At 40.4% G+C, this 13118-nt stretch carries 11 protein-coding genes and 1 pseudogene; 7 read left to right on the top strand and 5 right to left on the bottom strand.

The window, feature by feature from the left end:
• Positions 1–27 precede the first annotated feature (27 nt).
• Entirely contained in the window at positions 28–1245 is a 1218-nt protein-coding gene (locus tag OH460_RS22790; protein WP_269999616.1) for a hypothetical protein, read from the top strand.
• A 306-nt stretch (positions 1246–1551) separates the two neighbouring features.
• On the opposite strand, the gene OH460_RS22785 is transcribed toward OH460_RS22790, so the two are convergent.
• Positions 1552–2073, bottom strand: coding sequence for a hypothetical protein (locus OH460_RS22785; protein WP_269999614.1), 522 nt, complete (start codon positions 2071–2073; stop codon positions 1552–1554).
• Positions 2074–2593: 520 nt separating this feature from the next.
• Here OH460_RS22785 and OH460_RS22780 point away from each other — a divergent pair.
• The 6 genes and pseudogenes from OH460_RS22780 to OH460_RS22755 all read left to right on the top strand — a co-directional run bounded on the left by OH460_RS22780 (position 2594) and on the right by OH460_RS22755 (position 10104).
• Entirely contained in the window at positions 2594–3493 is a 900-nt protein-coding gene (locus OH460_RS22780; protein WP_269999612.1) for a hypothetical protein, read from the top strand.
• Positions 3494–3753: 260 nt separating this feature from the next.
• Positions 3754–4212 carry a hypothetical protein gene (locus OH460_RS22775; protein WP_269999611.1) on the top strand — a complete coding sequence of 153 codons (459 nt, stop codon included), beginning with the start codon at positions 3754–3756 and terminating at the stop codon, positions 4210–4212.
• Between the two features lie 277 nt (positions 4213–4489).
• The gene (locus tag OH460_RS22770; protein ID WP_269999610.1) at positions 4490–6700 is read left to right on the top strand and encodes an ATP-dependent nuclease; all 2211 of its coding nucleotides are present in this window, start codon (positions 4490–4492) and stop codon (positions 6698–6700) included.
• A gap of 2 nt (positions 6701–6702) precedes the next feature.
• Positions 6703–8505 carry a UvrD-helicase domain-containing protein gene (locus tag OH460_RS22765; protein ID WP_269999609.1) on the top strand — a complete coding sequence of 601 codons (1803 nt, stop codon included), beginning with the start codon at positions 6703–6705 and terminating at the stop codon, positions 8503–8505.
• A 211-nt stretch (positions 8506–8716) separates the two neighbouring features.
• Positions 8717–8869, top strand: a pseudogene (locus OH460_RS22760) (recombinase family protein); the annotation flags it as partial.
• Positions 8870–8985: 116 nt separating this feature from the next.
• Positions 8986–10104, top strand: coding sequence for a hypothetical protein (locus tag OH460_RS22755; protein WP_269999607.1), 1119 nt, complete (start codon positions 8986–8988; stop codon positions 10102–10104).
• Between the two features lie 257 nt (positions 10105–10361).
• On the opposite strand, the gene OH460_RS22745 is transcribed toward OH460_RS22755, so the two are convergent.
• From OH460_RS22745 to OH460_RS22730, 4 genes are read right to left on the bottom strand one after another with little or no spacing between them, the layout of a single operon-like run.
• A complete protein-coding gene (locus OH460_RS22745) occupies positions 10362–11714 on the bottom strand; it encodes a KAP family P-loop NTPase fold protein (protein WP_269999605.1) in 1353 nt (450 codons plus the stop codon).
• Between the two features lie 30 nt (positions 11715–11744).
• Entirely contained in the window at positions 11745–12344 is a 600-nt protein-coding gene (locus OH460_RS22740) for a hypothetical protein (RefSeq protein ID WP_269999603.1), read from the bottom strand.
• A complete protein-coding gene (locus OH460_RS22735) occupies positions 12337–12510 on the bottom strand; it encodes a hypothetical protein (RefSeq protein ID WP_198599911.1) in 174 nt (57 codons plus the stop codon). Before OH460_RS22735 ends, OH460_RS22740 begins: the two co-directional genes overlap by 8 nt.
• Positions 12511–12519: 9 nt before the next feature.
• Positions 12520–13116, bottom strand: a complete 597-nt coding sequence (locus OH460_RS22730; RefSeq protein ID WP_269999602.1) for a tyrosine-type recombinase/integrase — start codon at positions 13114–13116, stop codon at positions 12520–12522.
• Positions 13117–13118 lie beyond the last annotated feature (2 nt).

Here is a 13118-nt window from a genome sequence, read left to right as displayed (position 1 = left end):
TTGAACATAAGCACCCTAGAGCCATCAATGCGACATGGGGTAACGAAAAAGCGCGTATATGGTTCTGGTAGCGAAGGAAGCTTTAACGGCGTTAAATCTTTTTTGGCGCATATGAAATTACCTGAGTTGTTACGAAGCTGCTCGTTAGACCTTGTTCCTGAGCATTTGAGGCCAATATATGATGATATTCAGCGAGTTGCGACAGCCCGACGTAGAAATGGATTCGAAGACTTTTGCTACAAACATCTTAGTGGTACAACTAATATAGGCAGTGTTATTCCTCCGGTTTTGGTTGGTTGTATGCATAACGTCAATCTCGAACAATCCGCCCTAATCAACGGTAATGACTGTCTTGAGATCGAACCAGAAAATACTTTTGTTATTGATGGAATTGGAAGGCTGAGTACTGGAGGAGCGATTATTGGCGGGTTTGATAATTTCCTCCTTCAAATTGGCCGAGATTCTAGCGCGCGACTTGCTCGGCGAGCTGAAATCAGAAATAAAATGGCATGCTTGGAAGTTCCGGTAATGTTTGTTTTCAAGGATTCTGGAGGATCATTAACAGAAGACGAGTTCGCACAGATGTTTGTAGATGTTAACGCGCAACAGCAGCCTCTAACGATGAACAAATTAATGAAATTGTTGCGCTCTGATCCTGTAGCTACGCTTGCGCGCGAACTTGGTGAACTTCCGGTAATCGCATCTCACGGTGGGATGTCCCTTGAGGGCGAAAAAATTACAGAAAATAGTGAATTTGTTATGACTCTAAATTCCCTAACTCGTTTTGTTCTTGGCAGTGTAGGTGGTTTCAGTATGCAGAGTCGATTGAAAGGGATGCGAGAGATGCCTGACGGCGCGATTTTAGGGGATATGCATATTAATGCCATTAAAAATGACCTGATACTATTTTTAAATACGTGGGTTTACGAACAAGGAGAAAGTTTTTCTACCGACAGAAACGGATTTCAACTGGTGACTACTCTGATTCAATCTTTAGGTCTGGTGTTTCATCAGGTGTGGAACAATTGTAAGGATTTGCCACCCGCAAGTCGTACAAATCAGATTTACTCTGTAGCAGAGAAATTAGGTCGTCTCGATTATTCGAGAACAGCAATGCATTGGTCTGAATGTGAATTTTTAACTTTAACTGATGAGGGTGCATATAAAGTGGCATCCGGTGGTGCTACTACGCGAAAGCATTTTGCTCATCATTTGTGTAAAAAAGCTGGAATATCATACGGTTAGTAAGAAACTCTCTACGGAGTTACTCTTTGTACCACAGAGTTGAGAGAGTATTTACTTCGATAGTTGAATTCGGGTCAATAATATTATTTGAATTTTTCTCAGCTAATCATCAATCATGGTTGCATATTTCCTTTCTTCAACTTATTCCAAAAGTGGAAGAAAGGAGATATGTAACCATTCTAGTACACACGTAGGCAGTAGCTTCATAACTATTAAATATACAAGCTCTAATTGGAAAATTGTGCCACCTTTATTGTATTAGTGTAATCTGTCATACAGGGTCTATCGATGAGGCGATGAAAGCTCTTAAGTAATATTTACATAAGATTCAATGAGCTTGCGCTCAGACGGAGAGAGTCGGTCAATCGATTGAACTAAATGCATCTGACGCATCGTCCGAGGGGTGATTGAAATACCAAGTATTTTGCCTACCTCTCTGAAAGCTAGACTTACAGCTTGTCGTGTTAATGGACTAGATATTTTCTTTGCTATATTTCGGCTGCGATGTGATTGAAATAAATATGTAGAGTTTGGGTGAGCCATTCTGATTGAATAAATAATATCAAGAGCTTCAGACGGCAAAAATACTTCATGTGTTTCGTCAGTACGTGCTTTGATAGTTGTTACGGTAGCTTTCTCATCTGAAATACTATTCATTTTAATTTTCAACATGATATCTAGATAAAGTCCAGTACTAACCCCAAATTTCCAAATGTTGGCCATTTGGATGCCATAATGCTTCTCCAGTAATGATGGGATCATTTCACACATTTCAGTGCTAGATAGTAATCGCAGATAATCGTCGTTTGCTATATCAAATTTTCTCATTTTAACCTTTACTCAGTAGCTTACCGAAACTTTACAAAAATTTGTCCTATAAGTAGTTTTAGCCATAAGAAACATGGTTTTCAAACATTACACTTAACATTTTACATGTTTGTGAGAATGCGCCCGTTTTTCAGTAATCGTCTTCATGTATATGGGAGGGAACACAATGATGGTCAATTCCTGATAAGTCGTGAGGATTTTGCGGTGAGTATGAGGGTAGAGCTCTTAATCTGAATATTAGGATTTTCCGTAGTTGAGTCAGTTTTGCGTCATGCTTAGGGGCAGAAGCGACTTAACGGTTTAGCCCACGGTCATTGATTTTGCCCGCTTTGGGACAGTAGTACGACAAATGCAACGGGTTTTCTACAAAAGAGTATTGCAGAATATGAAATAAACCAATAGTCTAATTAGTAAGCGATGGCGGTGTCATCGTGCACTAGGCGAAGTTTTGAGTATTTCAGGGTTTTGCCAATACACAATTTTTTTGAGGTTCCGTAGGGAACTTAAGAGGAAATACTAAATGACTATTCTAGCTCCAGAGGAAGTGCTACCTCGCGCAAATTGTACTATCGTGCGCCATGAATCATACGGTTCTACCAGTACAAATCAAACTGAGATCGTACGTTCTATCAAGGCAAACTTTGATAACGACACTTATGTCCAAGCCTTTACAATTGCTGTTCATGCCAACCCTGAGGGTTCGCCACAAGAGCAAGAACTGGCTTACCTCATTGAATACAGTGATGGGCATATAGAGTTGTTTGACAAGCACTCGATGTCGATCAATCGCTCTCCGAGAGAAAGCGAAGTTCTCTCTATGATCCGAACGCTTGTTTATCTGGGTTTTGGCGATCGCCTGTTTTACTGTACGAAACGTCTATATACGCAGGTTTTTCAACAAACCCCGCTCTTAACTGTAACTATGATTAAGGCGAAGGGTATTAAGTCGTTGCTCCCTCATTGGCATGAGTTTACGTCGGTGAATAATGAAGCTTATGAAACCTACTCTAAGTCTATTTATAAAGCAAAGGAATGGGACAAAATAGCTGAGTTGACGCAAATCTCAATCAACGAGGTTCAAGCTCTCAGCTCAATTGACTTCGTTGACAATCTTCGTTCTGATGATGAGGTTATCGCGGGATATGTCGGGCGTAGCTTTAAGAAGTGGATCTTTGCTTGTCGTCGTGGACGAAAGGCTTACTTGACCTTTTGTGACGAGCGTAAAATTAATTTTGCTTACCACTCCATTGTCGGTAAGTACAATATGAAAGCTTATGGTGACTTCATAAAAGAAAGCGTTGAAGAGAGCAACGCTCAGCGCTTAATTAGTGTTAATCAAGGGCAGTTCATAACTGATTTTAATGAACACCATCATAAGTGGTTGTTTGAGCGTGTAATAGATAATTTGGTGGTGATTTAAAGTTTTTTAGAACGAGGGAGGATATTATCCTCCTTCGTTTATTAATAACTACCAAGTTTCGAGCTCATTACGGGACAAGAGGGCCTTAGTGCGACTGCTCTAAAACACTTCTGCCCCATTCCAAGCTAGAACTGTTCTGTACCTCATTTCTATACGAGGTTGTTTGACCTATTTTTTCTTATGCCACAAAGTGTCTATGGAATTGGTAGCTATTTAGAGCTTACTTTTTTATGTCAATTACCCTGCCAGAGACCTCTCCGATGAACTATAGAAAAAAGCCAGCCCCTCAGCCTGAACAGTCACAGGTAGATCGCGCTATGCATCTATTCCTACAAACATATCCTATAGGCACAAAAGTCTGTTTTTCTGACAGCTGGACAGGTATTAGAACAATAGCCAAAGCTACTTTCAAAGGGATGCAAGAGAGGTACGTTTGGGAGGAGGGTGAAGTTGATATTCATGTTCGTTTTAGTGATGGTACTGGCTCTTTCTGCGTTGTGCGTAATGATGGCACATTGAATTGGTCTCTTCGCCCATTGCCTACTCATGAAGAACGAGTAAACCGAGCAAAACGTAAAGCTGGGGACATTGCTACTTTGGTATTAACACGCATCATTCAAGTGGCATTGATACTCCTATTTTTATATGGTTTGAACACCTGTGTAGGTAGCAATGGCTCAAATGTCCCTGATTACTGCGTACCTAGGGTTGAGTGCTAATTTAGTCGAATCACTGGCACAGTTCTATCCAAGGGCGTGTTTTTGTCGCAGACTCGGCAAATACGTCTTTGCCCCAATTATTGGTTAGAGAAAAGCCTCTCCCATTGCTTGATTGTGTGATTTTGCCATACCTTTGCTAAGGCAATGAACGAAGCGCACGTGCAATATGAACCTTGTGACAAGTTCGTTATTGTTCAAATCTAACATGCTGATTTTGTTTTAAAAGTGACCTCAACAATATAAAATCACTTGAGTATAAAATGATTGTTGAGGCCACATGCACATTACCAAACTATCCCTAGTCAACTACAGAAACTTTAAAAATGTTAAGCTTCTGTTTAATAAGGGAATAAATACAATAATTGGCGAGAACGGCTCTGGTAAGACCAACTTATTCCGAGCTATGAGATTGCTGCTTGATAGCTCAATGCCTCGTTTCTCGACCAAATTGGCGGAAGGCGATTTTTGTAGAGCACTCGGCGACTGGCGTGGTCATTGGATTATCATTAGTCTTGAGTTTGATGATATTGCTGGTGATGAAGCAAGTCAGTCTTTATTTCTCCACGGTGTTGGAAATGCGGAAGATGAAGTTGTCTCTAGAGCAACGTACAATCTCATTTTTAGGCCTAAGGCTTACGTTAGACAGGCATTAGCACAACTTCCAACTGGGGATCTAGCCGCCTTAGAAAGCTACTTGGACAGTATAACTATCGATGACTATGAAACCGTCCTAACAGGCAAAAGTGTCGCTAATTTTAATGATCCCGCTGTCTACAAGAGCATAGTTGGTGACTTTGAAAGGGTTGATTTTCCTGATGTGTTAAATAACCCAAATATTGGTATACGCTTACCAAATATCCTTAATATGTCCAATGAAGTTTCGTTTACTTTCATCAAAGCACTAAGAGATGTAGTATCGGATTTTAATAGTAATAGAACCAATCCCCTGCTCACTCTACTAAAAAGTAAATCGGGTGACATTACTCAGGCTGATTTCCAACCTATTGCAGATCTGATTGGAACACTGAACAATGAAATTGAAGGGCTACCTGACATCTGTGATATTCGCGATGATATTGTAACTACGGTAGGAGATACGGTCGGCGATACATATTCTCCCAATTCAATCTCTATTCGTTCTAGTTTAACTGATGATTCAGATCAACTTTTCCAGTCATTAAAGCTTTTTGTCGCTGAGTCAAGTGATGGTTATGAAGGTGCTATCCATGAAATGAGCTTAGGTGGTGCGAACTTGCTGTATCTCACATTGAAGCTACTAGAGTTCAAATACCAAAAGGCTAACCAATCAATTGCAAATTTCTTGTTGATTGAAGAACCAGAAGCACACATACATACTCATATTCAAAAGTCACTTTTCGACAATATTAACTACAAAAACACTCAGATTATCTACTCAACCCACTCTTCACATATTTCAGAGGTAAGTAACATCAAGAATATGAACATCATTGGTCTTGTCAATGGTGTTTGTGAGGTGTTTCAGCCGTCATCGGGGCTTTGTAAGGCACAAATTGGCTTCGTACAGCGATATCTAGATGCGATTCGAAGCAACTTACTATTTGCACGAAGTGTTGTGCTAGTTGAAGGAGATGCTGAAGAGATTCTTATTCCTGTTCTACTGAAAAAGGTTCTAGGTTTAAGTTTAGACGAAATTGGTATCAGTTTAGTTAATATTCGAAGCACTGGTTTTGAGAATATTGCATTATTGTTCGATGAGCAAAGAATTAAGAAACGTTGCAGCATTATTACGGATCTAGATGAAGCATTTTTCGATACTACAATTTTACCCACGGATAATGCTACAAACATAAAGAAGAAAGAAAAAGCCATAGGCTCTCAAGAAGCAGGTTTGGCTCGGAAAGGAAGGCTTGATGACTTTTGTTTAAACAACCCATGGATTTCAACTTATTACGCAGACCACACGTTTGAAGTTGATTTCATAAAGTCGTCCAACGAGGTCTATCTTAAGAATATTATTGGGGATATATACACTCAACAAGCTAAAAAAAACACCGCTACAACTGAACTATCTTCAACTGATATTGCCACCTCCGGCTCTAGAGCATTAACTATGGCAAATTATCAGGGTAAAGGTTGGTTTGCCCTTACGCTTAGTAAAGTGATTGACTTTAAAGTAGCTATTCCTGAGTACATTTTCGATGCTATCAAGTTTGCGCATGGTGACTTCAATGCCGAACTCACCTTCAAAATACTCAAGCACCGTTACGAATCAGTCATTGAACATGTCAAATATGGTCTAGAAATCATTGAACGGTTAGATGGAGAAGGCGAAATTAACCTAAAACAAAAGTGGGAAACATACTTGGCTCCATATGAAAGTGGCCTAGCGACATTTACTCCTAAATGGGAAGCTTTTAATCCACTAGATGACGACATAAACGTTATAAAAGCTCAATTGATGAACGATCTACCTACTGAAAAAAGTGACATCTTAGCAAGGATATAATCATGTTTGTGTGGGATGAGGAAGACCTAAACGATGAACAAGTAGCGGCGATTAGTGAGCCGAATAATGTGTTTTTAGTTGCATGTCCGGGAAGTGGTAAAACTCGGACTCTTACCTACAAAATTGCTCTTGAGCTTTCGAGGTTAGACGCCCCCAAAAAATGGGTCGTCGCTATTACTTACACGCATAGAGCTGCTGATGAGATACGTGAACGCATAGAAACCCTTGGTGTAGACACATCACAACTGTGGATCGGAACAATTCACGCATTTTGTTTAGAGTGGATATTGAAGCCTTACGGCCTATACCATGACAAGCTGAAACATGGATTTAAAATAATCAACTCTTATGATTCTGAAGAAATAATTTCCCAAATATGCTCTAACATACGTACCGAACGTATTCGTTATGGAGAGTGTAGTCATTACTACACACCAAGGGGGTTAGAGCTGACTTGTGCAGGAAATAAAACTTCACTAGCTAGGCAAGTATTAGGTGACTATCACCACCATCTTAAAGAAAATAATCAGATTGATTTTGAACAGATTCTTTATTTTTCTTATGAGATGTTATCGAGTAATTCGGCGATCGCTAAGATAATAGCTAATCTATTCTCGTATGTTCTTATTGATGAGTATCAAGACACCAAAGAAATACAGTATTCAATTGTTGCGAGTATCATAAAAGCTAGCCAAGGTGTTGTAAAAACGTTCATTGTTGGAGACCCAAACCAAGCTATCTATGGCTCACTCGGGGGCTACGCAATAACACAACAGGAACTTGAGCAAATAGCCGAAGTATCATTTACTCCAATGACTTTAGATAAAAATTATAGAAGCTCAAGAAGGATTATCGATTACTACTGTAATTATAATGTTGTTCCTAGCGCCACTGCCGCTGAAGGTGAGCATAAAGATCATGCGAGTATTATTACTTATGATCAGGTTACTCATAAGGATTACTTAGTTGAGCAAGTTAGTAGGCATATTGAGCATAGTGTTAAGAATTTGGGAATCTTGGAAAAAGAGATTTGTGTGATCGCACCTTGGTGGATGCACTTGGCTGCGCTAACCCGTAGCTTGGTGAACAGATTACCACAATATAGCTTCGATGGGCCGGGTCTAGTACCATTCTCAAGAGACATTGATAATTTTTGGTTTAAACTGACTCAAATCATCCTAACAGAGCCATCACCCAATATGTATATTAAGCGTCTTCGGTGGGCATCTGATATCTTATATGACATGGAACTTGCGCTGGTTGATGTTAGTTCGATAACTCCAAAACAGTTACTTAAAACCATCAACTCTACTTCAATAGATGAAGATGATGGTCTGGCTTATCTTCGTTCATTTTTTGATGAATTACTATGTGAGCTGGGAATAGACTTCTCGTTATATCCAATGTTAAAGGAACATCATGAATCATTCTTTAACGGTACACAAAATCGGATTGAAAGGCTAAGGAGCGAGAGTGCACTATTTGCAACAGACATAGAGGCATTTCGCAGAGCATTTAAACCTAGAACTGGCATTAAAGTGTCAACTATACATGGAGTAAAAGGTGGTGAATATGATGTTGTTATCTCTTTTGGTCTGCTTCAAGGTTTAGTTCCAAACTTCAATGACTCTTCCGTTGAAAGTTCAAAGAAGCTGCTATACGTGATAGGTTCTAGAGCTAGAAAGAATCTGCACCTTATTTCCGAAAAAGGAAGAATGTTTGGCTATGGTCGATATAGAAGCGAGCGCCAACCTACAGAAGTCCTGTGCCACTTAGCCTTCACATACGATAATTTATCGCTTTAGAATTAGATCTTGCCCTAGCTCTAGATAGGGCAAAACTGATTCGTAACCTATTTATTGGTGTTTGCAATACCTGAACTAATTCAGTAACTCCTAAATTAAATGATTGCTCTAAGTCATTTCTGTCCAAAAACGTTTCACAGAACCAAGCTTTGGGACAAAAGTGCCTTAGTGCGACTGCTCTAAAGCACTTCTGCTCCTTTTCTCGTTAGTGCAATCGAAGATCACCGCAACGATTTTAGGCTTGGCTGCCGAAATCTAGCGTGAGTTTATCTCCATGCGCACGAAAGAAGCACTGGCAGCACGGAAAAAGAGTGGGATGGCACTGGGTCAGCCAAAGGGTGAAGCAAAGACACTCAAACTGGATGTCCCTATTGGGGAAATGACAAACTTACTTTGGTATCGATAGAACAATAAGTGATCAATCATTCTTTCTGGGGTAGTCTATATTCATCGGATTGAACATGATGTCATCGAGGCTCAATGCAAGAGAAAGTAAATGATTGGCTAGATATAGCAGAGCGAGTTCTAAACCTAATCAGACCCAAGGCTTACAACACTATAGCTAAGGCTGTCGTCCTTACTGGTATAGGTCTTATAGTTGAGTCACAGGTGAACTTTCTTCATGCAGTGGTAGTGGCACTATTCGAAGAGTATGTAGGCAAGTCCGAAATTCTTCGCTCTGTTCTTAATGCTTCGAGTGATCCCACAGTGGGCATCTTACTTGTTCTTGCGGGCATGGTGTATCACGTAGCTGTCACCCTTGGTAAAGACTTCATCGACACAAAAAAAGCAGAGCTACCAAAGTATCCCGTACTCAGTTGCTTTCTACTGAATGGCGATAGAGAGAAGTTAGATTCAGAATTCACTGTACGAGGTAAGCTAGTCTGTCTTCCAGATAGAGATAGCATTCCAGATCAAGAAGAGCCTATATTTGATGAAGCTATCTATGGTCACAACGCTTCTATTTTCCGTACGATGCAGGCCATCCACAGATCTCCCTTTGGTGATCAACTAAATAAGAGCTTATACCGAGAGCGAGCAGATGTATTAAAGGAGTGGGCTGGGGCTGAGATTCTTTACTTAAACATCTCTAATGATAGTAGTATCTTAGCTAGTGGGGTTTCTGTTGTACTTACAATCCCTCGCTACAAAGGGTTATCAATCAAAGTACCTGATAACAAATATCCACCAGAACCCAAATCAGTACGTAAGTACGAAGATAAATTCTCCCTCATACTTCCTAGCTATAACAATGTATCAATGCCGGATTTATGGGTATCTTCAGATACTAAGAACTACTACATCAAATGGAAAGTAAATCGTCTTCAAGCACAAACTGAGCTGGAGGCGGATGAATGCGTACTGTTGAAGACTGATAAGCCAATTGATGTTCAATGCACTATTTTTTGCGATGAGTTACCAGAGCCAGCTCGGACAACATTCAGAGCGAACCCACCACAAGATACAACCGTTATCTCTGTAGATGAGCTATCAGATGAATCCTGCTATAAAGCTTTAAGCGACAAGCTAATTATGGAAGGCTACGTCCTAAGAGTTTTTGAAGAAATGATTGAAGAGTATGAAATGGAAAGAAGCTAGGTGACCCTAGCTTTCTACTACTTATTCCAATGACGCTTAACTGTGAGATACCGATACCTAACTCTTTCGCTGTAGCGCTTTGAGACAATCCCTCTGCTTTGCATCGCTGTACATTTTTAGTGGTATCTTTTGCTGCTGGTCTACCTAGCTTCTTACCTTCATTTTTCGCGCTATTAAGCCCTTCCTGAGTGCGTTCTCTGATTCGGTTTCCTCACCATTGGAACAAAAGCGACTTAGAAGCTAATCTAAATAGAGTGCTACATTAGATTCAGAGTTTGAATAGCTTCCACCACTATTCTTGAACGTTCTCCTTCACGTGGGGGGAAGCCACCTTTGATAAAGTATTGATTAATGAGTTGTTCCCACTCAGATTCATGTTGTCCTTCTTCTGCTTTGAAAAGCGCAGAGTTATAAAAACACTCTTGAGCGATCATTGTTAAAACAACTTGGTGATGAGCAGCTTCAAGACCGCCTTCCCGGATTGGGACTATTTGATGCTCGCCTAAGTATTCTGCAAGCTTTTTCGCATCACCTTTTGATTGAGTGAGCGAACTCGCCAACTGTTTATTAAAGCAAAAGAGTACAACACCGAATAACCTTAGTAGCCGATATCCGAATGCAACACTTGAGGCCAAATGTTCTCCAGCAGTAAGGTGCTGGTAAACCTCGAGATATCTGACCAGAGTTTCAACTTCACGCAATGATAATCGTTGCTCTTTGATGATATGTCTTATGAAATCAAACTCGGCATTTTCTGATAGCTTACTAGCATTTAGAATCGTACTTTGTTCTACCAAATTTTGATAGTGTCGAACTGAAGCCAAAGATTTATTCATACCTACATGATCAGAGAAAGTGTTTGGTAATACGAAAGTAAACTTGAGGAACTTATCGAGATATTGTTGAGCGTTAACACTGTCACCATATCGATGATTAATCGAGGCTTTTAGTTGGGTCGAGTTGGTCACTAGGACAAACTGAACACCAGACACAGGGAATGTGTGCTTAATTACTTCGAGTATATTCACTGCAAAGTCAGGTCGACACCGATCTAGTTCATCGATGAATACTACAATAGGCTTTTCTTCCGTAATATCAGCCATCATTTTTTGTAGAGCTTCTAGGCTTTCATTAGCCTTTATATGATCTTTTAACAGCGACTCTACGGATGAATCTATCGCTTTGTCTGCTACTTTCTGGATCTCTTTATCAAATCCATCAAGGACAGTTTCTGTATCTTGTTTTAATACATGGGCAACACCTGCTTTTGCTAAAGTTTTTAGACCATACCTAACGGTTGGTAAGACTTTTTGTACGAAGCTGTCTCGCTGCTCACCTTCAGGTAGAACTTTCAAGATTTCAGCTAGTATTGTTAGCAAAGGTTCATCGGCATGATCAGCCTGAAATGCATCAACGTAAATCAGATGATGCGAATCTCTGCCTTTCATTAAGTTGATTAGTTTATGGCAGAACTCCGTTTTTCCGGTTCCCCATCCACCGTCAACGACCATTGGGGAGATATCTATTGACGACTCAAGCAATAGAGCTACTTTTTCTGCTACGGTTTCTCGTTTGAACTCGTCACGACAAGCAAAGGTTATATTGTTCATTTTTTTAATTAAGCCTTATAAATTATATTCTTAGTGAGTAGCGTACTTGACATCGCCACGCTCGTGGCAAGTAGTCGTCCATGTGTGTTTATCAATCACTTTTGCTCCAAAAGGCCCATATACACCCCACGCGACTGTAATGTCTTCGTCCCAGCAAAGGTCGCACTGTAATGCTTCTGTAGGGATGGTCATGTTTAAAATGTCGTGTGCTATATTGTGGAGTGATGTAGGTTTGGCGCAGTAACAATTTTTACTACCTAATGGGTCTCGCAGTGTTATTGGGCCTACATATCGACGGTAAAGCTTGGGAAATACTTTTCGTAAACGTTGTTGTACTGCTTTCAGTATTGTTTGTTCGCCTTTAGCTTCAGCATTTTTCATAAGCCTAACTAGACTATCTTGGTTATCGTATTGCCCTTGATTTATCTTTGAAAACAGAGCGTTTATACGCTCTGTTCTAGATGTTCTTCTGCTGGTACTTGGCGTTACTGAGGAGGATGTTGGTTGAATAGACGCTATTTTTTCGCCATGTATTTTTCTAAGGTGGCGTTTAAGGTTTTTCTGTTTGATATCCTTTTTACATTGAGGGCACTCAACGAATAGCTCTTTATCAGGTAGTGAATTACTCATCTACAACCTCAACGGTCTTATGTTGCGCACCGAAGTAGGTGCCCTCATCAATGGTGTAACGCAGCGCGACGCCACAACTTGGGCAATCAAACTCTTCGTTTGGTTCAATGCATTCGTCTTCAATCCAGTCCCAGCCAAAGTGATTCTCACATTCGGGGCATTGCATAACGGCTCCTCAAGTCTCACAACTCTCTGAAATCCTTAGCGCATCTTCAATTTCAACACCAAGGTATTCAATTGTACTTTCTAACTTAGCATGACCAAGAAGCAACTGGATAGCACGTAAGTTCTTGGTTTTGGCGTAGATCAAAGATGCTTTGGTACGTCGTAATGAGTGCGTCCCGTATTGCGTTTTGTCTAGGCCGATATCAGTCACCCATTTATTTACTAAAGTTGTGTAGTAGTGATACGAAATCGGCTGACCCTCTCTGCGTGGACTAGGAAACAAGAAGTCGGTTGGTGACAACGCATTCTTAATGATCCATTGCGACAACGTCTGCTGCGTCTTGGGAGTGATCTCGAAGTGAACTTCTTGGTGAGTTTTCTGCTGTTTAACGATGGTTCTGGACATCACACAACCACTGCGACTGACATCTTGCACTTTCAAATTCCGTAAGTCGCAAGACCGAAGCTTACTATCGATAGCAAGGTTAAAAAGCGCTAACTCGAACAGTCGTTCTTCCAGCTCCAAACGAATTCGAATACGCCAAATATCCTCTAATTTGAACGCTTTCTTCTGACCAACTCGTTTACCTTTGTTCCAAGCGACCATGA

Source organism: Vibrio sp. Makdt, assembly GCF_027587015.1.
Lineage (GTDB): Bacteria > Pseudomonadota > Gammaproteobacteria > Enterobacterales > Vibrionaceae > Vibrio > Vibrio chagasii_B.
Note: the sequence above shows the minus strand (reverse complement) of the source record. Positions and strands in the feature narration are given on the sequence as shown.

Excerpts from the sequence above, each read along its gene's own strand:
- OH460_RS22770 (WP_269999610.1), top strand. The coding sequence starts at position 4,490 with ATGCACATTACCAAACTATCCCTAGTCAACTACAGAAACTTTAAAAAT.
- OH460_RS22730 (WP_269999602.1), bottom strand. The coding sequence starts at position 13,116 with ATGGTCGCTTGGAACAAAGGTAAACGAGTTGGTCAGAAGAAAGCGTTC.
- OH460_RS22780 (WP_269999612.1), top strand. The coding sequence starts at position 2,594 with ATGACTATTCTAGCTCCAGAGGAAGTGCTACCTCGCGCAAATTGTACT.
- OH460_RS22745 (WP_269999605.1), bottom strand. The coding sequence starts at position 11,714 with ATGAACAATATAACCTTTGCTTGTCGTGACGAGTTCAAACGAGAAACC.
- OH460_RS22735 (WP_198599911.1), bottom strand. The coding sequence starts at position 12,510 with ATGCAATGCCCCGAATGTGAGAATCACTTTGGCTGGGACTGGATTGAA.
- OH460_RS22785 (WP_269999614.1), bottom strand. The coding sequence starts at position 2,073 with ATGAGAAAATTTGATATAGCAAACGACGATTATCTGCGATTACTATCT.
- OH460_RS22765 (WP_269999609.1), top strand. The coding sequence starts at position 6,703 with ATGTTTGTGTGGGATGAGGAAGACCTAAACGATGAACAAGTAGCGGCG.
- OH460_RS22740 (WP_269999603.1), bottom strand. The coding sequence starts at position 12,344 with ATGAGTAATTCACTACCTGATAAAGAGCTATTCGTTGAGTGCCCTCAA.
- OH460_RS22790 (WP_269999616.1), top strand. The coding sequence starts at position 28 with ATGCGACATGGGGTAACGAAAAAGCGCGTATATGGTTCTGGTAGCGAA.
- OH460_RS22755 (WP_269999607.1), top strand. The coding sequence starts at position 8,986 with ATGCAAGAGAAAGTAAATGATTGGCTAGATATAGCAGAGCGAGTTCTA.
- OH460_RS22775 (WP_269999611.1), top strand. The coding sequence starts at position 3,754 with ATGAACTATAGAAAAAAGCCAGCCCCTCAGCCTGAACAGTCACAGGTA.